The sequence below is a fragment of the Ruegeria sp. C8 genome (assembly GCF_056537565.1).
This window is the reverse complement of sequence record NZ_JBQFRV010000009.1, coordinates 117,462-138,660: the sequence shown is the minus strand read 5'-3', so window position 1 is coordinate 138,660 and position 21,199 is coordinate 117,462. Positions and strand designations below refer to the sequence as shown.

The 21,199-nt window shown below is 58.9% G+C and carries 25 protein-coding genes; 14 read left to right on the top strand and 11 right to left on the bottom strand.

Going from position 1 to position 21,199, the window contains the following annotated elements; translation table 11 throughout:
* Window positions 1-73: 73 nt before the first annotated feature.
* Window positions 74-1,198, top strand: coding sequence for a beta-ketoacyl-ACP synthase III (locus ACR0KL_RS13580; RefSeq protein WP_170555841.1), 1,125 nt, complete (start codon window positions 74-76; stop codon window positions 1,196-1,198).
* 87 nt (window positions 1,199-1,285) lie between these two features.
* Here ACR0KL_RS13580 and ACR0KL_RS13575 read toward each other — a convergent pair whose 3' ends face one another.
* Window positions 1,286-1,747 carry a hypothetical protein gene (locus ACR0KL_RS13575; protein WP_170374695.1) on the bottom strand — a complete coding sequence of 154 codons (462 nt, stop codon included), beginning with the start codon at window positions 1,745-1,747 and terminating at the stop codon, window positions 1,286-1,288.
* A 358-nt stretch (window positions 1,748-2,105) separates the two neighbouring features.
* Here ACR0KL_RS13575 and ACR0KL_RS13570 point away from each other — a divergent pair, with 358 nt between their 5' ends.
* Entirely contained in the window at window positions 2,106-2,684 is a 579-nt protein-coding gene (locus ACR0KL_RS13570) for a thymidine kinase (protein ID WP_170680388.1), read from the top strand.
* Here the strand turns inward: ACR0KL_RS13570 and ACR0KL_RS13565 are convergent.
* From ACR0KL_RS13565 to ACR0KL_RS13545, 5 genes are all read right to left on the bottom strand, one after another.
* On the bottom strand, window positions 2,681-3,631 hold the full coding sequence (locus ACR0KL_RS13565; protein ID WP_170680386.1) for a 2-hydroxyacid dehydrogenase: 951 nt from the start codon (window positions 3,629-3,631) through the stop codon (window positions 2,681-2,683). The genes ACR0KL_RS13570 and ACR0KL_RS13565 overlap by 4 nt on opposite strands.
* Window positions 3,631-3,969, bottom strand: coding sequence for a tRNA-binding protein (locus ACR0KL_RS13560; protein ID WP_170680384.1), 339 nt, complete (start codon window positions 3,967-3,969; stop codon window positions 3,631-3,633). Before ACR0KL_RS13560 ends, ACR0KL_RS13565 begins: the two co-directional genes overlap by 1 nt.
* Window positions 3,962-4,777 carry a pyrroline-5-carboxylate reductase gene (gene proC / locus ACR0KL_RS13555; RefSeq protein WP_170680382.1) on the bottom strand — a complete coding sequence of 272 codons (816 nt, stop codon included), beginning with the start codon at window positions 4,775-4,777 and terminating at the stop codon, window positions 3,962-3,964. Before proC ends, ACR0KL_RS13560 begins: the two co-directional genes overlap by 8 nt.
* Window positions 4,778-4,815: 38 nt before the next feature.
* Window positions 4,816-5,316, bottom strand: a complete 501-nt coding sequence (locus ACR0KL_RS13550; RefSeq protein WP_170468281.1) for a type III secretion system chaperone family protein — start codon at window positions 5,314-5,316, stop codon at window positions 4,816-4,818.
* A 310-nt stretch (window positions 5,317-5,626) separates the two neighbouring features.
* Entirely contained in the window at window positions 5,627-5,875 is a 249-nt protein-coding gene (locus ACR0KL_RS13545) for an accessory factor UbiK family protein (protein ID WP_120632035.1), read from the bottom strand.
* A 97-nt stretch (window positions 5,876-5,972) separates the two neighbouring features.
* Here ACR0KL_RS13545 and lgt point away from each other — a divergent pair, with 97 nt between their 5' ends.
* The 5 genes from lgt to ACR0KL_RS13520 all read left to right on the top strand — a co-directional run bounded on the left by lgt (window position 5,973) and on the right by ACR0KL_RS13520 (window position 10,189).
* A complete protein-coding gene (gene lgt, locus ACR0KL_RS13540) occupies window positions 5,973-6,860 on the top strand; it encodes a prolipoprotein diacylglyceryl transferase (protein WP_170680380.1) in 888 nt (295 codons plus the stop codon).
* Window positions 6,857-7,924, top strand: coding sequence for a class I SAM-dependent methyltransferase (locus ACR0KL_RS13535; protein WP_480777148.1), 1,068 nt, complete (start codon window positions 6,857-6,859; stop codon window positions 7,922-7,924). The genes lgt and ACR0KL_RS13535 overlap by 4 nt, the downstream gene beginning before the upstream one ends.
* Window positions 7,921-8,679, top strand: a complete 759-nt coding sequence (pgeF, locus tag ACR0KL_RS13530; protein ID WP_170680376.1) for a peptidoglycan editing factor PgeF — start codon at window positions 7,921-7,923, stop codon at window positions 8,677-8,679. The genes ACR0KL_RS13535 and pgeF overlap by 4 nt, the downstream gene beginning before the upstream one ends.
* Window positions 8,680-8,952: 273 nt before the next feature.
* The gene (locus ACR0KL_RS13525; protein ID WP_256439789.1) at window positions 8,953-9,081 is read left to right on the top strand and encodes a hypothetical protein; all 129 of its coding nucleotides are present in this window, start codon (window positions 8,953-8,955) and stop codon (window positions 9,079-9,081) included.
* A gap of 325 nt (window positions 9,082-9,406) precedes the next feature.
* Window positions 9,407-10,189 (top strand): Hint domain-containing protein, encoded by a 783-nt coding sequence (locus ACR0KL_RS13520; protein ID WP_170468290.1) that lies wholly within the window; start codon window positions 9,407-9,409, stop codon window positions 10,187-10,189.
* A 117-nt stretch (window positions 10,190-10,306) separates the two neighbouring features.
* Here the strand turns inward: ACR0KL_RS13520 and ACR0KL_RS13515 are convergent, their stop codons facing one another.
* A complete protein-coding gene (locus tag ACR0KL_RS13515; RefSeq protein WP_170637470.1) occupies window positions 10,307-10,807 on the bottom strand; it encodes an Lrp/AsnC family transcriptional regulator in 501 nt (166 codons plus the stop codon).
* Window positions 10,808-11,032: 225 nt separating this feature from the next.
* Here ACR0KL_RS13515 and trxB point away from each other — a divergent pair, with 225 nt between their 5' ends.
* The 4 genes from trxB (at window position 11,033) to ACR0KL_RS13495 (ending at window position 16,646) form a co-directional block, all read left to right on the top strand.
* Entirely contained in the window at window positions 11,033-11,974 is a 942-nt protein-coding gene (gene trxB, locus ACR0KL_RS13510; protein WP_170680375.1) for a thioredoxin-disulfide reductase, read from the top strand.
* A gap of 79 nt (window positions 11,975-12,053) precedes the next feature.
* Window positions 12,054-13,724, top strand: coding sequence for an adenylate/guanylate cyclase domain-containing protein (locus ACR0KL_RS13505; protein ID WP_480555304.1), 1,671 nt, complete (start codon window positions 12,054-12,056; stop codon window positions 13,722-13,724).
* A gap of 226 nt (window positions 13,725-13,950) precedes the next feature.
* Window positions 13,951-15,669, top strand: coding sequence for a bifunctional sulfate adenylyltransferase/adenylylsulfate kinase (locus ACR0KL_RS13500; protein ID WP_170680374.1), 1,719 nt, complete (start codon window positions 13,951-13,953; stop codon window positions 15,667-15,669).
* A gap of 206 nt (window positions 15,670-15,875) precedes the next feature.
* On the top strand, window positions 15,876-16,646 hold the full coding sequence (locus ACR0KL_RS13495; RefSeq protein ID WP_480555306.1) for a hypothetical protein: 771 nt from the start codon (window positions 15,876-15,878) through the stop codon (window positions 16,644-16,646).
* On the opposite strand, the gene ACR0KL_RS13490 is transcribed toward ACR0KL_RS13495, so the two are convergent.
* The 4 genes from ACR0KL_RS13490 to ACR0KL_RS13475 all read right to left on the bottom strand — a co-directional run bounded on the left by ACR0KL_RS13490 (window position 16,643) and on the right by ACR0KL_RS13475 (window position 19,152).
* On the bottom strand, window positions 16,643-17,515 hold the full coding sequence (locus tag ACR0KL_RS13490; protein ID WP_170680372.1) for a glycosyltransferase family 10 domain-containing protein: 873 nt from the start codon (window positions 17,513-17,515) through the stop codon (window positions 16,643-16,645). The two genes, ACR0KL_RS13495 and ACR0KL_RS13490, sit on opposite strands and share 4 nt — an antisense overlap.
* Complete coding sequence (locus ACR0KL_RS13485) at window positions 17,512-18,399, bottom strand: PhzF family phenazine biosynthesis protein (RefSeq protein WP_170680371.1); 888 nt, start codon at window positions 18,397-18,399, stop codon at window positions 17,512-17,514. The genes ACR0KL_RS13490 and ACR0KL_RS13485 overlap by 4 nt, the downstream gene beginning before the upstream one ends.
* A gap of 109 nt (window positions 18,400-18,508) precedes the next feature.
* Entirely contained in the window at window positions 18,509-18,733 is a 225-nt protein-coding gene (locus ACR0KL_RS13480) for a DUF1150 family protein (RefSeq protein WP_170374662.1), read from the bottom strand.
* Window positions 18,734-18,738: 5 nt separating this feature from the next.
* Complete coding sequence (locus ACR0KL_RS13475; protein WP_170374660.1) at window positions 18,739-19,152, bottom strand: Hsp20 family protein; 414 nt, start codon at window positions 19,150-19,152, stop codon at window positions 18,739-18,741.
* Window positions 19,153-19,315: 163 nt separating this feature from the next.
* Here ACR0KL_RS13475 and ACR0KL_RS13470 point away from each other — a divergent pair, with 163 nt between their 5' ends.
* The 3 genes from ACR0KL_RS13470 (at window position 19,316) to ACR0KL_RS13460 (ending at window position 21,154) form a co-directional block, all read left to right on the top strand.
* Complete coding sequence (locus ACR0KL_RS13470) at window positions 19,316-19,540, top strand: YdcH family protein (protein ID WP_037308505.1); 225 nt, start codon at window positions 19,316-19,318, stop codon at window positions 19,538-19,540.
* 65 nt (window positions 19,541-19,605) lie between these two features.
* On the top strand, window positions 19,606-20,094 hold the full coding sequence (purE, locus tag ACR0KL_RS13465) for a 5-(carboxyamino)imidazole ribonucleotide mutase (protein WP_170680370.1): 489 nt from the start codon (window positions 19,606-19,608) through the stop codon (window positions 20,092-20,094).
* Window positions 20,087-21,154 carry a 5-(carboxyamino)imidazole ribonucleotide synthase gene (locus tag ACR0KL_RS13460; RefSeq protein ID WP_480777147.1) on the top strand — a complete coding sequence of 356 codons (1,068 nt, stop codon included), beginning with the start codon at window positions 20,087-20,089 and terminating at the stop codon, window positions 21,152-21,154. Before purE ends, ACR0KL_RS13460 begins: the two co-directional genes overlap by 8 nt.
* The last annotated feature ends 45 nt before the right edge of the window (window positions 21,155-21,199 follow it).

Sequence of the window (21,199 nt, the reverse complement as noted above, 5' to 3'; positions counted from 1 at the left end):
TCGGGTAACCAAGACTTGATCAAATGCCCCTGTGACTGCATTTTGAGCAAATCCAAAACGTTCAGGACTTGCCATGTATATCCCTGCAATCACCGGTACAGGCGTTTTCACGCCGGAAAACGTCATCACCAATGCCGAGCTGGTGCAAGCCTTCAACGCCTATGCCGACAAGGTGAATGCAGAGAACGCCCAGGCCATCGAAGCCGGACAGATGGAGCCGATGCAGCACTCCTCTGAGGAGTTCATCGTCAAGGCGTCCGGCATCGAAAACCGCTATGTGATGGATAAATCCGGCGTGTTGGACCCCGACACCATGCACCCCGCTTTGCGCCAGCGCAGCGATGACGAGCCGGGGATCATGACCGAAATGGCGGTGGATGCCTGCCACAAAGCACTGGCGCAAGCTGGTCGGACGGCGGCAGATGTCGATCTGGTGATCTGCGCGGCCTCGAACCACGAACGGGCCTACCCGGCCATTGCCATCGAGATACAGCAGGCTCTGGGCATCAAGGGTTTTGGGTTTGACATGAATGTCGCCTGTTCCTCGGCCACGTTTGGCATTCAGGCGGCGGCGGATATGGTGCGCTCGGGTTCGGTTCGGTCCGCATTGGTCGTGAACCCCGAAATCTGCTCGGGCCATCTGGAATGGCGCGACCGGGATTGTCATTTCATCTTCGGCGACGTGGCCACGGCCACCCTGATCGAACGCATCGAAGACGCGCAAGGCCCGCATTTTGAGGTCCTGTCGACCCGATGCGCCACCAGTTTCTCGAACAATATCCGCAACAATAACGGCTTTCTGCGCCGCTCGCGCCCTGATGGGATGATCGACCGGCGCGACATGCAGTTCATGCAGAACGGGCGCAAGGTCTTCAAGGAAGTGCTGCCCATGGTCAGCCAGCATATCAGCGACCACATGGAGGCCGAGGGCATCGGCAGCGACGACCTGACACGCCTGTGGCTGCATCAGGCCAACAAGACCATGAACGATTTCATCGGAAAGAAGGTCCTTGGACGTGTGCCCGAGGCGGGTGAGCAACCCAACATCTTGCAGGACTATGCCAACACGTCCTCAGCCGGGTCGATTATCGCCTTCTCCAAATACTCGGACGATCTTGAAGACGGGGATATCGGGCTAATCTGCTCGTTCGGAGCGGGTTATTCGGTAGGGTCCGTAATTGTAAAACGGAAATCCTGATCTGACACTGTATAGGAGAAGCTGTCAGGTGGCAGTGCAATAAGCACGTTCTAACAACGACCGCCCAAAGGCGTCTGGTGCCAACTCTTAACTAACGCTTTCTTCTTCGAGATGTAGTTTCATCTCAATAAGAACCTGCTGCAAAAGGCTGGTTTCCTTCAGCAGGCGCTTGGCTTCGTTGACGGTAATGATCCCGTCTTCGATGGCCGCCTGATACTCGGTCATCAGCATGGCGAAACGCTGGCTCAGGGCGATGACATCCGCGTTCACACCACCTGTACGCGGAGAATCCGTGTTGCGATCCCCGTAGGACAGAGTGATGTTCTTCAGGTCCGCCAGCGCCGAAGTGACATGCGGATAGTTAGCCGCATTCTCTAGCCGTGCCACTGCGTCAACGGGCATGAACCGATCCGCGTGCTCCGAATTATCCGAATAGTAGCGGCCGAGCGTCGCCTTGGATTTGCCCGTGATCTCACACGCGGCTTCGATCCCGACATCTTTCACCAAGGCTTCGGTGTGTTTCTTAAGATAGGCCCCGATATCTGCCATAGTTCTACCTTTGCTACCTGCACGCGCCGCCCCTTCTATCCGTTTTGGGGGAAAGCATAGGGAAATTTCCCATAACCGAGTCATAATTGAAATGCCATAAATTGACTATCCCTCAGATATGCGAGGGTTTTGTGAGTGAGTGGCGGCCGTTCAGTGCCGGTAATGAGTAATCGTGAGGCAATATTGTTCAGCCTCACTCCGTTTTGGTCACATGTTGACCGATGGCGTCGCTGTTGCATGCGCAAGGTTCCATCCCCAAAGAGCATCTGCTCGGCCTCTGCAATGGTAACGGCGACGTCGCTTCCCCCTGAAAGATTGATGGGTTGTTCGATTGGCGTCGGCGCTTTAGACCCGCCGCATGGCTAAACTGTATTTCAACTACTCGACCATGAATGCGGGCAAATCGACCGTATTGCTGCAGGCCTCGCACAATTACCGTGAGCGCGGCATGAAGACCTATCTGATGACCGCTGCCGTGGACGGGCGCGCTGGTGTGGGGCGGATCGCCTCGCGTATCGGGATTTCCGAAGAAGCCGATACCTTCCGGCCGGACGATGACGTTTTTGCCATGATCGAAACGCGCCAGAAGGCCAATCCGATCGCCTGTGTCTTCGTGGATGAGGCCCAGTTCCTGTCCGAGGATCAGGTCTGGCAACTTGCCCGCGCCGTGGATGACCTGAAGCTCCCGGTGCTGGCTTATGGCTTAAGGGTAGATTTCCAGGGCAAACTCTTCCCCGGCTCAGCAGCCTTACTGGCCTTGGCCGATGAGATGCGCGAGGTCCGCACCATTTGCGAATGCGGACGCAAGGCCACGATGGTGATTCGGCAGGACGTCAATGGCCGCGCGATCACCGAGGGTGCTCAGGTTCAGATTGGCGGGAACGAGACCTATGTCTCGCTCTGCCGCAAACACTGGCGCGAGGCGGTCGGCGACTAGACCGGGTTTGGCAAGTCGCGCCCTTCGACAAAGGCGGCCACATTGTCCAACGCCATATGTCCCATGCCGGTTCGCACCTCTTCGGTGGCGGTACCCAGATGCGGCAGCAAGGTGACGTTCTGCATCTCGCGTAGTGCCTGCGGCACAGCCGGCTCGAACTCGTAAACGTCCAGCCCGGCCCCGGCGATCAGCCCTGCTTGCAGCGCGCTGATCAGAGCGGTCTCATCTACCACCTCACCCCGCGCGATGTTTACCAGAATGGCCGAGGAGTTCATGGCCTCAAGCACTGCGGCATTGATCAGATGGCGTGTCTCAGCCCCGCCCGGAACCGCCAGAACCAGGAAATCGACCGAGGCCGCAAGTGCCAAGAGATCGGGGATGTACTCGGCCTCAAAATCAAGCTGCTTGGCACTACGGGATTGATAAGCGACATGCATGCCGAACCCGAAGTGACAGCGCCGCGCGATGGCCTGCCCGATGCGACCCATGCCGACGATGCCCACGCGCTTGCCCGTCACATGATGCCCCAGCATTTGCGTGGGATGCCAACCCTGCCAGTTGTCAGCCCGCACCAAACGCTCCCCCTCACCCGCGCGGCGCGCGGTCGAGAGTAGCAAGGTCATGGCGATATCGGCGGTCGCATCTGTGACCGCTCCGGGCGTGTTGGTGACGGCGATGCCTAAGGCGCGCGCGGCCTCGACATCGATGTGATTGTAGCCGACGCCGAAATTGGCCAACAGCTTGCAGCGCGGCTCGGGCACTTTGGCGAAGACATCGGCCGAGAACAGGTCGCCCAGAGTGGGCACAACCACGTCATAGTCCTGCAACGCCCCCACCATCTCATCCTTGGAAAGCGGAGTGGTTGCAGGGCGGATCTCAACATCGAACTCGGTAGCGGCCCGTGCTTCGACCGCCGGTGTCATCGGGCGCGTGATCCAGAGTTTCATCAGTGCATCCTTCCGCCAACGGGGACTTTGCCATCCGGGCCGATCAACACGATCTCACCTTTTTCATCCGGCAGGCCAAGGACCAGAACCTCGGACATGAATCTCCCGATCTGGCGTGGCGGGAAGTTGACCACAGCCATCACCTGCTTGCCGATCAGTGTCGACGGATCGTAATGCGCGGTGATCTGGGCCGAGGTTTTGCGCTCACCAATTTCGTCGCCGAAATCGATCCACATCTTGATCGCGGGCTTGCGGGCTTCGGGATAGGGCTCGGCGCGGATGACCTCACCGACGCGGATGTCGACTTTCAGGAAGTCGTCGAAGGAAATCTCACTCACGACCCAACTCCTTTGAACGGTCGGTCGCGGCCTTGACGGCGCGGTGCAATAGATTTGGGAAACCCTCTGCTTCGTGCATCAGAACCTCCAGCGCGGCCTGTGTCGTGCCATTGGGCGAGGTCACGTTGACCCGCAGCTGCGAGGGGTCTTCCTCGGCGGCCATGGCCAAGGCACCGGCGCCGGCGACCGTGGATTTCGCCAGTCTCATGGCCAGCTCATGCGGCAGACCCTGCGCCTGCCCTGCGGCGGCCAGCGTTTCGATCAGGTGGAACACATAGGCTGGGCCTGAGCCGCTGACGCCAGTGACCGCATCTATCTGAGCCTCGTCCGACAGACGCACGGTCTCGCCTATCGCCGAAAGCAAGTTTTCCGCGAGGTCCAAATCGTCACCGGACACATGTGCGTTGCCGATCATCGCCGTGATACCCTGACGGATCGCCGCCGGTGTGTTCGGCATTGCCCGCACAATCGGTGTGCCCTCACCCAGCACGTCCTCAAATGTCGCAATCGAGGTGCCCGCTGCGACGGAAACGAACAGGCTGCCTCCACCACCGAGGGCCTGGATCGCCGGCAGAGCCTCACCCATCATTTGCGGTTTGACGGCCACCAGCACGACTGCGGGGGATTCGGGCAGTGGCGTGTTGATGTTTACGCCCTGCGTTTTCAGCCAGTCCGAGGGGTAAGGATCAATCACCCAAACGGAAGCGGCGGGCAGGCCGTGATCCAGCCAACCCGCCAACATCGCGGACCCCATCTTTCCGCAACCCAATAACACAAGGCCCTGCTCGGCCACGCGCGACATGTCCATCTGTGCCCCTCCCCTATTCAACGGTTCAGGGCAAAGGTTTACGCTCGGCCGTAGGCCTCTGCAATGGCGACTTGCATCGCTTCTTCCGGATCGCGATTGCCCCAGGTGACCAGCTGAATCGCCGGGTAGTAGCGCTCGGCGCTCAGCACCGCAGCGTTGATCATCGTGTCGATCTGATCGGGGCTTGCGGTCTGACCACCGGCCAGAACCAGACCGTAGCGATAGACCATCAGCTTCTGGTTCGCCCAATAGGTAAACGCGCCCGCCCAACACTGATCATTCATCTTGTTGAGCAGCTCATACAGCTCACTCTCACGCTCCGCCGGAGGCTCCATCTCGAATGAGCAAACCATGCGCAGCGTTTCGTCATAGTTGGACCAGGCCAGCGTGATCGAATAGGTCCGCCACTGCCCTTCGACAGCCATGGCGATCTGATCGTCACCGATGCGGTCAAAATCCCAGTCGTGATGCTCGGCCAGATGTTCAACAATATCGATTGGATGAAGGTCTTCTTCGAGAAACTGCTCGGAAAGGGCCATAATGCCACCTCACTACTCTCTAGCATTTCGGGGCTGGCAGCGCCCCAGCGCTAGTTGCCTGCTCTACAAGCCGGGCTTCCCCCGTAGGCCTGTACCAAATATGGTGCGCCGCAAGAGGTGGTCTGGCAACCCCATTTCTTGGGGATAACAGCAATAAGTTGTGGACAGTCGGCAACGACGATCAAAATATTGGCGTCTCGCGCAGCTTTGTCTTGATTAATTTCTGCAAGGCGGCATGATACACAACACCGCACAATCCTACCTTGGATTGCGCGGCTCTAATCTTGTCTTCAAAATCTGGATATGGGCGTTACTTGTCCAGTTTCGCCTCAAGCGCGGCGATGCGCGCCTCAAGCGCGGCGTTCTCTTCACGGGCCTTTTGGGCCATTGCGCGCACAGCGTCGAATTCTTCACGCGTGACGAAATCGCGGTCGGCCAGCCAACGGTCGACCATCGACTTCATCGCATTCTCGGCCTCTTCGCGTGCGCCCTGCGCCACACCCATGGCGTTGGTCATCAGCTGGGAAACGTCGTCGAGGATCTTGTTGCGGGTTTGCATGGCTTTTCTCCGAAATCGCGGTTGTTCCCTATATGGGGAAGGATTGGCGCAGGCTCAAGGTTGACTTGCCCTGCAAACCCCGGGCAATGAGACGCACATGCAGGCTGTTCTGAATTTCCCCGATCTGTCGCCCGAGCTGTTCTCGATCTCACTGTTCGGGATGGAGTTCGCGCTCAGGTGGTACGCGCTGGCATATATTGTCGGCATCCTGATTGCTTGGCGTCTGGCCGTGATGGCCTTGCGGCGTCCGGCTCTGTGGCGCAATCAGACGCCACCCATGAAGCCCGAGCAGTTGGACGACCTTCTGACTTGGATCATTATTGGCGTCATTCTCGGTGGGCGGCTGGGTTTTGTGCTCTTCTATCAACCGGCCTACTACCTGTCGCACCCGGCAGATATCCTGAAGGTCTGGCAAGGCGGCATGGCCTTTCACGGCGGGCTGCTGGGGGTGATCGTCGCCTCATACCTCTATGGTCGCCGTCACAACATTCCGGCCCTGTCGTTGGGCGATCTGGTGGCCTACACCGTCCCGCCCGGTCTGTTGCTGGGGCGGCTTGCCAATTTCATCAACGCCGAGCTTTGGGGCCGACCAAGCGAGCTGCCATGGGCCGTGATCTTTCCCGGCTTCGCAGCGCAGGACTGCCCAGGCGTCGTGGCCGGTATGTGCGCCCGTCACCCCTCGCAACTATACGAGGCGGCGCTTGAGGGTGTCTTATTGGGCGCAGTCCTTTTATGGCTGGCCTACCGGCGCGGCGCGTTCCGGAAACCCGGCCTGATTATGGGCGTTTTCCTCGCAGGCTACGGGGCATCCCGCTTCGTGGTCGAGTTTGTCCGGCAGCCCGACGCGCAGTTCATCTCGCCCGGTAACCCGCTTGGGCTGGCGTGGCATATCGGCGGCTACGGCCTGACAATGGGGCAAATCCTGTCCCTGCCGATGATCGCCTTGGGCCTATGGTTCGCCCTGCGCGCCCGGCGAACGGTATGAGGCTGCACGAACTTCTGATCGCCCGAATCCGGCAAGACGGCCCGATGACGCTGGCCGATTACATGACCGAATGCCTGCTACACCCAACTTGGGGCTACTATTCCACGCGCGATCCATTCGGTGCGCAGGGAGATTTTATCACCTCGCCTGAAATCAGTCAGATGTTCGGCGAGTTGATCGGGCTGTCGCTGGCGCAAAGCTGGATAGATCAAGGGCAGCCATCCCCGTTTGCTCTGGCCGAACTTGGACCGGGTCGCGGCACGCTGATGGCGGATATCCTACGGTCGACCCGCTCGGTTCCAGGTTTTCATGATACGGCCAAGGTTGTTCTGCTGGAAGCCTCAGAAACGCTCCGCGACGTACAAAAGGCAACCCTGAAAGATCACAACCCGCAGTGGATCAGCGACGTGGCAGAACTGCCGGACTTGCCGATGTTTCTGGTGGCGAATGAGTTCTTTGACGCCCTCCCCATCCGCCAGTTCCTGCGCGACGGCCCTGCTTGGCGCGAACGATTGATCGGAGAGGCCGATGGCGCGCTGAGTTTTGGCCTTGGCCCCGCTGCGCCGCATACTGCGCTGCAGGACAGGCTGTCCGATACGCGAGACGGGGATCTCGTCGAACTCTGCGCACCTGCCATTCCGATTCTGACCATCCTCGCCAGCCGAATCGCGCAGAACGGAGGGGCAGCTCTGATCGTGGACTATGGTGACTGGCGCTCGCTTGGCGATACGCTTCAGGCCCTAAAGGCGCATGAGCGTGTGGACCCTCTGCAAACTCCCGGTCAGGCAGACCTGACCGCGCATGTGGATTTTGAAACCCTGGCGCTGGCAGCAAAGGCCGCAGGCTGTGCTCATACCCGCCTGACACCACAGGGCATTTTTCTGGAACGTCTGGGAATCACCGCCCGTGCACAGGCTCTGGCCAAGGGTATAGGCGGCTCCAAGCTTGATGAACTGGTGGCCGCACATCGCCGGTTGACGCATCCCGATGAAATGGGAAATCTGTTCAAAGTGCTGGGCCTCTACCCGCCCCAAGCTGCGCCTCCACCGGGACTGGAACCATGACTTTGGAAATTCTCACGTCGGATATGCTGGCCCCCGTAAAACACGGCTTTTTCAGCCGTAGAGGCGGCGCATCCTCGGGTGTCTTTGCGGGATTGAACTGCGGCTATGGCTCGTCCGATCAGACTGAGATCGTCGCCTTGAATCGCCGACGAGTTGCTGACGCGATGGATGTCACGCCCGAGGCGCTGGTTGGCATTCATCAGGTGCATTCGCCCGATGTGCTGACGGTAGATGCGCCCCTTACGGGTGACAAACCCAAGGCGGATGCGCTTGTGACCGCCACGCCCGGGTTGGCGCTGACAATTCTGACCGCGGACTGCCAGCCTGTGCTTTTCTGCGACCCTGACACGAACGTGATCGGCGCCGCCCATGCTGGCTGGCGCGGAGCTTTGGACGGAGTACTAGAGGCCACATTGGACGCGATGGAGGCACTGGGTGCCAGACGCGAAAACACGCGTGCCGTGATCGGGCCATCCATTTCGCAGGCGGCCTATGAGGTCGGCCCCGAGTTTCTGGATGCGTTTATGGCGGAGTCCTCTGAGAACAGCCGATTCTTCGCCAATGGCACCGACGACCGGATGCAATTCGACCTGCCCGCCTTTGGCCTACATAAACTGCGCCAAGCAGGTGTTGGGCAGGCAGAATGGACCCGGCACTGCACTTATTCCGATCCAGATCGTTTTTATTCATACCGCCGGACAACACACGCCAAAGAGGCGGATTACGGGCGTTTGATTTCGGCGATCAGATTGTAGATTAGGCCCTGATTAAGGCAAAACCGCCACCTTTCCGCCACATTTATTGTGTTTATCTGACACAGAATCGTAGTGAATTTTGTGCCAGTACTCAGAAGGTTATCTGTCTTTGCCGACAAATGAATGCTGGCACCTCAAACAGAGGAACCGCCAACCTTTATTCTTTGTCCGTTTTTGATCCCGGTTAAGCCTTATCCCTGCCGCAAACACGCGGCACGTTAAGTCTACACACACGGAATGAGGCTCAGACCTCCGATCGAGCAGGACCAGAAAATGAAACAGAAATCTCGCTTTCTAAGCGCGGTCATTCAGGCCGCACAGGATCCGAAACTGGACATGCCGTGGAAGCGAGTTTCAAGCCATTCTGTCAGGGTTGCCCGCCGTCTCGCGACGCGACGCTGAAACAGAAAGCCAACGGAACCAAGCTGCCGGTTCCATTTGGTCAACGCGCACCGGGTAGTGCTCCGGTCCGGTGAGCGTGGGATGCAACGAAAACTGCATCCTGAGTTCGGAGCGTGTTTGTGGGCATTTTCGCCCGCGCTGTACGAGTTTGTCTGGGGGGTCAATGGATTGACCAATGGAATGCGAAATTGCTTCGCTGTGCGCTACGGCCATCGCCGGTGCCCAGGGGTTACCCATTTATTTCAAGACAAAGAACCGAACCGACAGATGGGCCTGCATGGGGGTATGCCCCGTCTGATCCGGTTCTAAAAGGAACGGAATATTTATGACTATTCCAAAATCACTGGCCATTGCTGCCAGAAATGCTGTCGAAACCTCGGCTTTGCTCCGCGACACTCCGCGGCCGACTACAAAACAGAAAGCCCAGCTGCGCCGTTACGAAGTGAGCGCTTTGCTCAAAAACGGAGACATCGCGCAAACCCGGCATATCGCACCGGCCCTGCCGATGTTCGAGGACGCCTTTTGCGCCTTCTCACGGGGGTCGCTTGTGGAAACCGAACAGGGGCCAATGGCAATCGAGGATCTGCTGCCCGGCGACACGGTACTTACGCAGGACGGGACCTCTGAGACCGTTTTGTGGAAGGGCTCGGTGACGCTGATACCGGGCCGCGAGGACTCCCGCGGGCGCACCCGCCCGCTGACCCGCATCATGGCCGATACATTTGGCATGCAGAAGCCAATGTCCGGTGTGATAGCCGGGCCTGCCGCGCGCCTGCTTGGCACGCCCGCCCATTTGCGACGCCTGCACGGGGGGTCACCGATTCTGACGCCTGTCGCCGAATTTCAGGACGGAATGGGCGTTGTGGAAACAATGCCACCCACTCCGGTGGAATTGTTTCACATATGCCTGAAAAAACACTCTGTCATACGTGTAGACGGCCTGCCCTTTGAAACCTATCATCCAGGTGCTAATGCGGTTCGCATGATCAGCCATTCGTTACGGTCGATCTATCTGAACCTGTTCGCGCATATCGAATCGTTGAACGATTTCGGCCCGTTGCTTATGCCACGCGCCGGAGACGGAGAGATCGACGCGATATCGGCGTGACGTGTTAACGAGTACTGCAGAGTGGGGGCTTTATGCAGATTTTGATAGGATGGGCTTTGACCCTGGCGGTGGTGGCTATGCTGCCACCTTGCCCAACAGAAACACGACGGATGTGGTTTAGGCCGAGCGGTTCATTCGGTCTTCCAGCACATCGAACGGGACGCCTGGGTCGTCTTTTGCGCCGCGGATAACAAGCGATGTCTTGACGCTGGCCACGTTTGGCGTGGTCAGTAGTTCTCCGGTCAGGAACTGCTGAAAACTGCTGAGGTCGGGCGCGACGCATTTCAGGATGAAGTCGACCTCGCCGTTCAGCATGTGACACTCACGGACCAGCGGCCATAGCCCGCACTGCGCCTCGAACGCGCTGAGTTCCGATTCAGCTTGGCTATCCAATCCAACCATCGCAAAGACCTGAACCTCGAAACCAAGCTCGCGAGCGTTCACTTCGGCGTGGTAGCCGGTGATATAACCCGATTCCTCCAATGTACGGACGCGGCGCAGGCACGGAGGGGCCGAGATACCGACCCTTTTGGCCAGCTCCACATTGGTCATGCGACCGTCCGCCTGCAATTCCGCCAGAATCTTGCGATCAATTTCATCCAGCCGGGTCGTGACCATAAAACGCTCCTGATTTTTCGGTTCTTATATCAGCACCCAGCCCACGCGCAATAATGTTTCGTAGCTGCGCAATTTTCTTTGTTTTCAAATCGCTCATTTGCGCAGAGTCATTCCAATAAGGCATATCAGCTTCCCTTCATGAAGGGGCTTTAAGCCCTGCCCGGCCATCGCTATATCCTTGCGACGGGCAAAAGGCCCAATTCAGGCAGTTCGAGCGGGGGTACCATGGCCGAAACACGACACACCAAGGTTCTGATCATCGGGTCGGGGCCCGCAGGCTATACAGCCGGGGTTTATGCAAGCCGCGCGATGCTGGAACCCATTCTGGTGCAAGGGATCGAGCCCGGCGGCCAGCTGACAACCACCACCGAGGTCGAAAACTGGCCCGGCGACACCGAGGTACAAGGCCCCGATCTGATGGTCCGCATGCAGGACCACGCCAAGGCGATGGGCTGTGAGGTCATCGGCGACATCATCAGTGATCTGGATGTCTCAACACGTCCGTTCACCGCAAAAGGCGACAGCGGCACGGTTTACACTGCTGACGCGGTCATTCTGGCGACCGGCGCACGGGCCAAATGGCTTGGCCTGCCGTCCGAAGAGAAATTCAAAGGCTTCGGCGTCTCGGCCTGCGCGACCTGCGACGGGTTCTTTTATCGCGGGCAGGAGATCGTTGTGATCGGTGGCGGCAACACCGCCGTGGAAGAAGCGCTATTCCTCACCAATTTCGCCAGCAAGGTGACCTTGATCCACCGCCGCGACGAGTTGCGGGCCGAAAAGATCCTGCAGGATCGCCTGATGAAGAATGAAAAGATCGAACCTCTCTGGTTCCATGAACTGGACGAAGTCATCGGGACCGACGCGCCCTTGGGCGTCGAAGGCGTGCGCGTCAAGAACGTGAAAACGGGTGAAATCTCAGAAATCCCGTGCAAGGGCGTTTTTGTCGCCATCGGCCATGCCCCGGCCAACGAGTTGGTCAAGGACACGCTGGAAACCCATATGGGCGGCTATGTCGTAACCAAGCCGGGATCAACCGAGACCTCGGTTCCGGGCGTTTTCGCAGCCGGAGACCTGACAGATCACATCTACCGTCAGGCCGTCACCAGCGCAGGCATGGGCTGCATGGCCGCCTTGGATGCCGAACGCTTCCTGGCCGAACAAGACTGAGGGGCCACAGGGTCAGGCCAGACCGGCTTGACCCTGTCCCCGCGCGGCCTCACACTGGTGCAAAACATGAGGGTCGCGCGTGGTCACAACGGACAACGCTCTTTGGCGTGGCGGGTGGTCAACCCGCCTTAGGATCGGCAGCGGGCTGGTCCTTTTTGTCTTTGCCTTCTTCCATTTTCTGAACATCGGCCTGGGCCTGTTTCACACCGACTATCTGCATGGCATGCAAGATGGTCGAAAGGCCGTCACGCGCCACGACGCCATGAGCGCGCTTCTCTACCTTGCGCTGATCGTGCATTCGGGCCTTGCGCTAACGTCGATCATACAACGACGGACTTTGCGCATGCCGTTCAGCTCGGCCCTGCAGGTCGTGCTGGGGCTGCTGATCCCGATCCAGCTGATTGTCCACATCATTCACACGCGATACGCGCATGAGATCTACGATGTGAATGACGAAATGGGCTATATCATCATCCTGATGTGGCCAAGCTCTGCGATTTGGATGCAAAGCCTTCTGTTGCTGATCGTGTGGGTACATGGCTGCATCGGGTTGCACATGTGGCTGCGGCTGACCCGGTGGTGGGGCAAGACCCTGCCCTACCTGATCGGTATTGCGGTCTTTGTCCCCTGTTTCGCCCTGGCTGGTGTGCTGACCGAGGGGCGCCGGATTTGGGCCGATTTTGCCGATGACTTCCTGCGCGCACAGTATATCGAACACTATAACTGGCCCTCGGCCGAGGCCTTTGAGGCCATGTTCCGCGTCGAAGACAACGCCATGACGGGTTTTTGGGCCGCGCTTGGTGCCACGGCGGCCTTCTATCTTGGCCGCAAGCTGTGGAGACGTCGGCATTCCGTGCAGGTCACCTATGCCCGAGGGCCCGAGGTTTTTGCCGAGAAAGGCATGACGCTGCTTGAGATGTCTCAGGCCAACGGAATTCCGCATGCCGCCCTATGTGGCGGCAAGGGCCGCTGCACCACCTGCCGCGTGATCGTCGAAGATGGCGGAGATCACCTGTCCCCGCCCAGCGAGATCGAAGCCCGCAGTCTGGCCGCTGTTGGGGCCTCGGCCCAGACGCGCCTGGCCTGTCAGATGCGCCCGACCGAGCCGGTAAAGGTCTTTCGTGTTTTCCGTCCCGACGGCAAGCACGACCGGGCTCATGCCAGTCAGGGGCAGGAACGTCAGCTGGCCGTTCTCTTTCTGGACATGCGCGGCTTTACCGCCCGTACCGCTGGGCAATTGCCTTATGACATCGTCTTCCTGTTAAACCGGTTCTTTGACGCGATTGTGCCTTCGATCACCTCCCAGGGCGGGGTCGTCGACAAATATATGGGGGATGGGTTGCTGGCGGTTTTTGACAAACCCGACCCCCAGCAATCCGCCCGATCCGGTCTGCAAGCGGCAATTGAGATCAGCCATGCGCTGGAACAGTTCAACCGACAGCTCTCATCCGAAGACAGCCCGCATATCCGTATCGGCATGGGGCTGCATCTGGGCGATCTGGTGCTTGGGGAAATTGGCGCGGCCGGACATGCCGCGCAAACCATCATCGGCGACGCGGTGAATGTCGCCAGCCGCCTTGAGGCCGAAACAAAACCGCTGGGGGTTGAGCTTCTGGTTTCGGCCGAGCTGCTACAGGCCGCCGAGATGGATATCTCGCGCGACCGCATCCAAAACTTCGAGCTGCGCGGCGTATCCAAGCCCGTTCCAGCCCTGCCGGTGCCCCGCGCCTCGGAATTTGAAAAGGCCTAAGACAACAGGAACACGCATACTTACTGTGGCACATTTGCGCTAGATTACCGGAACTTTGATCGCCGGTTTCCCACCCAATTGGAAAATTCTTCCAATCACAAGAAAAACCGCTCATATCCTCCTTAGTTTTATCTGACCCTGTGGACTCTGACTCAGTGGCGGGGCACATGCCGTTTCAAATGCCAAGATCACACTGGCGCATCATCACATCGACAAGAGAATTCCGATGACAATGTTAAGCAACCTCGCCCCCATTCCCGAACTCTACGTATCTTATGACTCGGCCCAGAAGCTGAAGGTTGAGGCTGCGGATCTGACCAGCCATGACCTGTCTCCGCGCCAGATCTGCGATCTGGAACTGCTGATGAATGGCGGCTTCAATCCGCTGAAAGGGTTTCTGAGCGAAGCCGACTATGACAGTGTGGTCGAGAACATGCGTCTGGCTGACGGCACGCTGTGGCCGATGCCGATCACGCTGGATGTCAGCGAAGAATTCGCCGAAAGCATCGAACTGGGCCAAGACATTGCCCTACGAGACCAAGAGGGCGTGATCCTCGGCACCATGACTGTGACCGACCGCTGGACCCCCGACAAATCGCGCGAAGCCGAGAAGGTCTTTGGCGCGGATGACGATGAGCACCCGGCCGTCAACTACCTGCATAACGTGGCAGGCAAGGTCTATCTGGGCGGTCCCGTTGTCGGCATTCAGCAGCCCGTTCACTATGATTTCCGTGGCCGCAGGGATACTCCGAACGAGCTGCGCGCCTACTTCCGCAAACTGGGCTGGCGCCGCATTGTTGCGTTCCAAACCCGCAACCCACTGCACCGCGCCCACCAGGAACTGACCTTCCGCGCCGCGAAAGAGGCGCAGGCCAACCTGCTGATCCACCCGGTTGTCGGCATGACCAAACCGGGCGACGTGGACCACTTTACCCGCGTGCGCTGCTATGAGGCGGTTCTGGACAAGTACCCGGCCTCAACCACCTCGATGTCGCTGATTAACCTGGCGATGCGCATGGCAGGCCCGCGTGAGGCCGTTTGGCATGGTCTGATCCGCGCCAACCACGGCTGCACTCATTTCATCGTTGGCCGCGACCATGCTGGCCCCGGCAAGAACAGCCAAGGTGAAGATTTCTACGGCCCCTATGACGCGCAGGATCTGTTCCGCAAATACCAAGATGAAATCGGCGTTGAGATGGTCGACTTCAAGCACATGGTCTATGTGCAGGAACGCGCCCAGTACGAGCCGAATGACGAGATCCTCGACAAAGACAATGTAACGATTCTGAACATCTCGGGCACCGAACTGCGCCGCCGTCTGGCCGAAGGTCTGGAAATCCCTGAATGGTTCAGCTTCCCCGAGGTCGTGGCCGAGCTGCGCAAAACCAAACCGCCGCGCAGCCAGCAGGGCTTTACCGTGTTCTTCACCGGCTTTTCGGGTTCGGGAAAATCCACCATCGCCAACGCGCTTATGGTCAAGCTGATGGAGATGGGCGGCCGCCCCGTGACGCTGCTGGATGGCGACATTGTGCGTAAGAACCTGTCGTCCGAGTTGGGGTTCTCGAAGGAACACCGCGATCTGAACATCCGCCGCATTGGTTACGTGGCCTCCGAGATCACCAAGAACGGCGGTATCGCCATCTGTGCGCCGATTGCGCCCTATGCCGCCACCCGTCGGGCCGTGCGCGAAGAGATCGAACAGTTCGGTGCCTTCTGCGAGGTTCACGTGGCCACCAGCATCGAGGAATGCGAACGCCGCGACCGCAAGGGCCTCTATAAGCTGGCCCGTGAAGGCAAGATCAAAGAGTTCACCGGCATCTCGGACCCTTACGACGTGCCCCAGAATCCTGAACTGAGCGTCGAGACCGAGAATGTCGAGGTCGACAACTGCGCGCATCAGGTTCTGCTGAAGCTCGAGAGCATGGGCCTGATCGCTGCGAACTAGGCGGTTGAGCTAAACCAGATTGGAAACGGCCTCCGGTCACCGGGGGCCGTTTTTCGTGCAAAACAACGACCGAGATTGACAAAGATGCGTGGCATTGATGCAGTCGGCCCAGTCAAGTTCGCTACAGTCAATACAAGATGCGCTCTCTTCCTCACATCGCCAGCTTCTGGTTTGGTTCCGATCTCAGCTGGCTTGAGGCGTTATGCATGCAATCGTACCTAGACCACGGCCATTCCTTCACCCTCTATGCGGCTCATGACATCGCGAATATCCCAAATGGCGTCGACCTGCGGCACGCGTCCGAGATACTGTGGCCCGCCCCTTTCGCGTTACGGCCCGAAGACCGGCTGGGCGTCGCGGTTTTTTCCGACATCTTCAGGCTGAGACTATTGGAACGTACAGATTTCATCTGGGTTGATCTGGATGCGCTCTGTCTGAAGCCCTTTGATTTTGCGTCCCCGTATGTCTTTGCCCCTTCTCAATCCGGCAAATTTCCCAATGGGGTGCTCCGCCTGCCCCGAGAATCCCAAACGCTTGCGCAGATGCTGGCATTTGTCACCTCGGCCAACCCGACCCAACCATGGCGCGGGGCCAAGCTGCGCAGGCACAACGAGAAGCGTATCGCGGCGGGTGAGTCCTGGGGGATCGAGGCGCTGCCATGGGGATGCTCCGGCCCCAAGGCGCTGGGGCATTTTCTGTGTGAGACCGGAGAGGACATCCACGCTATGCCTGCTGATACGTTCTACCCCCTAGCAAACGAGGCGTTTTGGAAGCTGCACGACCCAAGGATTCCGCTAAATGCAATAGAACGGGACGGGGTGAATTCCGTGCATGTATTTGGGCATCAGAAGAAATTTATGGCCCAACAGACTGCGGGCCTGCCGGTGCGGGGATCGTTTCTCAGCACGCTATGCGCGCGTCACGGGATTGACCCACAAGACAACCCGATCGCACAGATGGCTTGGATGGGGTTTTAACCGGACGCGCCCGATAGCTCATGCCGCAAAGCCCGCACGGCGCGTTCTTCGAACTGACCGTAATCTGCAGCTGTGCCCTGAATCGCCTTCAGATGGGGCAGACGCCGGGCATAGTCTTCTTCGGATGCAGATTGAATCGCTTCCTGTATATCTGCCTGTGTCTCGCAGAGGATCATCCCCGAAGTGTCCATGAAATCCTCGATATTTGGGCAGCCCCAATAGATCGGAACTGTCGCGCACAGGATCGAGTCGATCAGTTTCTCTGAAAAGTAGTTCCGCTCTCGCACGTTCTCGATCACGACCGAATAGCGGTAAGGGGCCAGACCATCCGACTTCTGGTCGAAAGGCGTGTATCCGCGCCCCATGATATCCACATCTGCCCCGGTTTCGCGGATCCAATCTATCACGTCATGCCGCAGCTGGTGGCCTACGAGGTCCCGCTTGGCCGAGGCAATCAGCGAACAGGATTTTACTTTCTCAGCCTGTAGCTCCTGCCAATCTGGCACCATGGTCACGCCATAGGGCAGAAACACAGCATTGGGCAGGTTTTCCAGCAGAACATCGTGAAACGTGAACACCCGAAAGAACCGCCGCCATGTCAGGCGCAACTGTCGGTCATGTTTGGCGTGGATGGCCGAAGGCTCACCCATCATCAGCGAAATCCGCGCCTTTGTGCCCCGCCGCAACCGCCAGTGAACCGTCGAATTGGGATATATGATCAGATGATCCGTCGGCGCGAGGTCGCCAACTGTTTTGCCCAGCAAACGATCCGGGCAGCCCTCGTGCCAGATCAGCTCGGACAAAGGCACCTCGGCCAGTTTCGGGCCCAGACGGTGGCCGTAGGGTAAAACAGCAATCGCTTGGGTCATTGATCCGTCTCAGGCAAGTCGACCTGTCCGCGCATCAGAACATAGCCTTGCCCCGCCACCTTGATCCCGGTCATGGCATCGCTTGGGCCGACGCGCGTCACCGTTGCTTGCCCCGGACGCCCCATGTCGTGACCCTGTTCAGCGATGAATTGGTCTTTCTCCATAAGCCCGTATTTCCAAAGATAGGCCGCCATCGCGCCCGTCGCAGAACCTGTGAAAGGGTCCTCGGGTGGGCTGGGCGGTGCCAGCAGCAGGCGTGAGAACGTATCCCCTTGTGTCGTCGCTCCCTGCAAGGTGACCAAAAACGGCTCTGCCATATCGGAACCAGAAAATCCCGCTAATGCTGCCACCTCGCGCAAAGGACCTTCGACCAGCCGCGCTGCGCGCAAGGCGTCGTGATCCCGCAGCACGGTGATACAGAACGGCAACCCGGTAGAGACAAATCGCGGCGGAGAAACAATCGCGTCCTCGGGCAACGATATCGCACTGGCGACTAGATCAGCAGGCACATAGGCTCCGAATTCCGGCGCAACCTGCGTCATCTCGATCTCATCACCGTTCAGACGAATGGCAACAAGCCCCGCCCCGGTTTCCAATGTCAGAGAGTCGCCTTCAACCAGACCGCGCGACCGAAGTGCCGCGACCGTTGCGATGGTCGGATGACCGGCAAAGGGGATTTCACGGCTGGCCAGAAAATACCGCACCCGGATATCGGCAACATCCGACTGGCCTGCAAAAGTACACTCGACCAGAGAGGTTTCGCGCACATAGGCCATGCAGACCTCATCCGACAGGTGGGCCGCGCCATGGACTACGGCGCAGCCATTTCCACCAAAGGCTTTGTCAGTAAAGGCATCCACCCAGTCAAAATCGAACCAGCTCATCCACCGTTTCCTTACATGAACATGTCATCCCGGATGCGATCCGGAGCTTGTGCATGTTTCGCTGGTGTCGGGCGGAATGTCACGCGCAAACGCGTGTGGCTGGGGCCGTTCAGTGAACGGCCACCGGCGAGAGGTCATGCTCGCGGGCCAGCACAAAGGCCAGCTTGCGGTCGGCGACAAGCGCCAGTTGCTGCCCGTCTGAGTCATGAACGGCGTAAAGCTGATCCAGATCACCCGCCTGATCGCGCAGATCGCTGGGCAGATCGGCAACCTCAACCGTTTTGACATAGACGATACGATCGCCTTCGGTGTTGATTTCAATCGGTGTGTTCATTGCTCTTACCCCTTCCGTATGTTGATTGTCTGCACCACGGTTTCCGGCACGGCGCGGGTCAGATCCACATGCAGCAGACCGTTCTCCATAATCGCCTCGCCCACCTCGACACCGTCGGCCAGCACGAACATGCGCTGGAATTGACGCGCCGCGATGCCGCGATGCAGAAAGATGCGCCCCTCGCTGTCGTCGCGTTGACGGCCCCGGATCACCAGTTGGCGGTCCTCGATGGTGATCGACAGATCCTCTTCCGCGAACCCGGCCACCGCCAGAGTGATGCGGTAGGAATAGTCCGAGGTCTGTTCGATGTTGTAGGGCGGATATCCTTCATTGCCAGCCTTTGCAGACCGTTCCAGAAGGCGTTCCAATTGCTCGAACCCCAACAGATGCGGATATGAGCCCAAGGTAAGTTTTGACACGTGTTCTCGTCCTTTTATGTCAAAGCGACGTTTTGGGCGGCCCCATTTCGGCAACCGCACAAGATAGAATATGGGAAGAAACCGGGAAGTCCACAAGGTCTGGCGCGATAACGTCTTGCACACTATCTTGTTGGGGACGCACCACAACAAGCCCGAGTCGCCAATGAACGCGCCCACTGACCTTTCCATGAAAACCGACGAAGTTCTGCGGGTTGAGCTGGAGGTTTTTCGCCGTCAGCACCGTGATCTTGATGAGGCAATTGAGGCGTTGCAGGCCACCGGCACATCCGATCAATTGACGATCAAACGCTTGAAAAAGCAGAAACTGCGGCTGAAAGACATCATCCGCCTGATCGAGGATCGCCTGACCCCCGACATCATCGCCTGACGCATTGCCACGCATGCGGATTTGGCTATAGTGCGCGCTCTTTCGAACGGCAGGGACGCAAGCGGATGAGCGATGTGAAAGTGGGGATCATCATGGGCAGCCAATCGGATTGGCCCACGATGAAAGAAGCCGCCAATATCTTGGATGAATTGGGCATCGCGTATGAAAAACGCATCGTTTCGGCCCACCGCACCCCTGACCGTCTATGGGATTACGGCAAGACCGCCGCGTCGCGCGGTTTGCATGTGATCATCGCAGGCGCTGGCGGAGCTGCGCATTTGCCCGGCATGATGGCGTCGAAAACTCGCGTGCCCGTTGTTGGTGTTCCGGTTCAGACGCGGGCTTTGTCGGGTGTCGACTCCCTGTACTCGATCGTTCAGATGCCGAAAGGATTTCCTGTGGCGACCATGGCAATCGGCTCGGCCGGTGGGGCCAATGCGGGTCTGATGGCGGCCGGTATTCTGGCCTTACAAGACAGCGCACTGGCTGAACGGCTGGACACGTGGCGTGAGGCTCTGTCCGCCTCGATCCCGGAGGAGCCAGTTGATGAGTGACGCTCTGAAACCCGGCGCCCGGATCGGTATTCTGGGCGGAGGCCAATTGGGCCGGATGCTGTCGGTCGCTGCCTCCCGCTTGGGGTTTGTGACGCATATCTATGAGCCGGGCGCCAACCCTCCCGCCGCTCAAGTCGCCGACCTCGTGACAACCGCGCCCTATGACGACGCCGACGCGCTGCGCGCCTTCGCCGACTCGGTCGATGTCATCACCTACGAGTTCGAGAACATCCCGACCGAGGCGCTGGACCTGCTAGAAGCCCACCGCCCGATCCGTCCGGGACGCGAGGCGCTGCGGGTCAGTCAGGACCGGTTGACCGAGAAGAATTTCCTGCAAGGTCTGGGCCTCAACACCGCGCCTTTTGCAGACGTCACCGATCTGGCAAGCCTGAATACGGCCATTGAGGACATCGGGACACCCGCGATCCTGAAAACGCGCAGGTTCGGCTATGACGGCAAAGGTCAGGCCCGCCTGCGCGCGCCTGAGGATGCCGAGGCTGCTCTGGCCGATATGGCGCGCGCGCCTGCGATCCTTGAGGGGTTTGTGGACTTCTCACACGAAGTCTCGATCATCGCGGCCCGCGGGCTTGATGGTCAGGTCGCTTGCTTTGACCCCGGTGAGAATGTCCACCGCAACGGCATCCTGCACACCACAACGGTCCCTGCCAGCTTGCGCCCGGCGCAGCGGACGGATGCCGTTCTGCTCGCGGCCAATATCCTGAATGCTCTGGACTATGTGGGCGTGATGGGGGTTGAGCTGTTCGTCACACCTTCGGGCCTGATCGTTAACGAAATCGCACCTCGGGTGCATAACTCGGGCCACTGGACGCAGAATGGCTGCGCCGTCGACCAGTTCGAGCAGCATATTCGCGCCGTGGTCGGATGGCCTTTGGGAGACGGGCAGCGGCATTCGGACGTGGTGATGGAGAACCTGATTGGCGACGATATGGACCGCGTGCCGGAACTGGCGCAGGAGCGGGACGTTGCCCTGCACCTCTATGGCAAGGCCGAGGTCAAGCCGGGCCGGAAGATGGGTCACTTCAACCGCGTCGCTCGCTGAGGGAAATCGCGCATTCTGCGCGATGCCTCCGGCGGAAGTATTTTT

Coding starts and splice junctions, on each gene's coding strand:
- ACR0KL_RS13520 (WP_170468290.1), top strand. CDS start 9,407: ATGACTATTCCAAAATCACTGGCCATTGCTGCCAGAAATGCTGTCGAA.
- ACR0KL_RS13575 (WP_170374695.1), bottom strand. CDS start 1,747: ATGGCAGATATCGGGGCCTATCTTAAGAAACACACCGAAGCCTTGGTG.
- ACR0KL_RS13460 (WP_480777147.1), top strand. CDS start 20,087: ATGAGTGACGCTCTGAAACCCGGCGCCCGGATCGGTATTCTGGGCGGA.
- ACR0KL_RS13500 (WP_170680374.1), top strand. CDS start 13,951: ATGACAATGTTAAGCAACCTCGCCCCCATTCCCGAACTCTACGTATCT.
- ACR0KL_RS13485 (WP_170680371.1), bottom strand. CDS start 18,399: ATGAGCTGGTTCGATTTTGACTGGGTGGATGCCTTTACTGACAAAGCC.
- ACR0KL_RS13490 (WP_170680372.1), bottom strand. CDS start 17,515: ATGACCCAAGCGATTGCTGTTTTACCCTACGGCCACCGTCTGGGCCCG.
- ACR0KL_RS13525 (WP_256439789.1), top strand. CDS start 8,953: ATGAAACAGAAATCTCGCTTTCTAAGCGCGGTCATTCAGGCCGCACAG.
- ACR0KL_RS13570 (WP_170680388.1), top strand. CDS start 2,106: ATGGCTAAACTGTATTTCAACTACTCGACCATGAATGCGGGCAAATCG.
- ACR0KL_RS13480 (WP_170374662.1), bottom strand. CDS start 18,733: ATGAACACACCGATTGAAATCAACACCGAAGGCGATCGTATCGTCTAT.
- ACR0KL_RS13515 (WP_170637470.1), bottom strand. CDS start 10,807: ATGGTCACGACCCGGCTGGATGAAATTGATCGCAAGATTCTGGCGGAA.
- ACR0KL_RS13545 (WP_120632035.1), bottom strand. CDS start 5,875: ATGCAAACCCGCAACAAGATCCTCGACGACGTTTCCCAGCTGATGACC.
- pgeF (WP_170680376.1), top strand. CDS start 7,921: ATGACTTTGGAAATTCTCACGTCGGATATGCTGGCCCCCGTAAAACAC.
- ACR0KL_RS13580 (WP_170555841.1), top strand. CDS start 74: ATGTATATCCCTGCAATCACCGGTACAGGCGTTTTCACGCCGGAAAAC.
- trxB (WP_170680375.1), top strand. CDS start 11,033: ATGGCCGAAACACGACACACCAAGGTTCTGATCATCGGGTCGGGGCCC.
- proC (WP_170680382.1), bottom strand. CDS start 4,777: ATGGACATGTCGCGCGTGGCCGAGCAGGGCCTTGTGTTATTGGGTTGC.
- lgt (WP_170680380.1), top strand. CDS start 5,973: ATGCAGGCTGTTCTGAATTTCCCCGATCTGTCGCCCGAGCTGTTCTCG.
- purE (WP_170680370.1), top strand. CDS start 19,606: ATGAGCGATGTGAAAGTGGGGATCATCATGGGCAGCCAATCGGATTGG.
- ACR0KL_RS13535 (WP_480777148.1), top strand. CDS start 6,857: ATGAGGCTGCACGAACTTCTGATCGCCCGAATCCGGCAAGACGGCCCG.
- ACR0KL_RS13565 (WP_170680386.1), bottom strand. CDS start 3,631: ATGAAACTCTGGATCACGCGCCCGATGACACCGGCGGTCGAAGCACGG.
- ACR0KL_RS13550 (WP_170468281.1), bottom strand. CDS start 5,316: ATGGCCCTTTCCGAGCAGTTTCTCGAAGAAGACCTTCATCCAATCGAT.
- ACR0KL_RS13495 (WP_480555306.1), top strand. CDS start 15,876: ATGCAATCGTACCTAGACCACGGCCATTCCTTCACCCTCTATGCGGCT.
- ACR0KL_RS13470 (WP_037308505.1), top strand. CDS start 19,316: ATGAACGCGCCCACTGACCTTTCCATGAAAACCGACGAAGTTCTGCGG.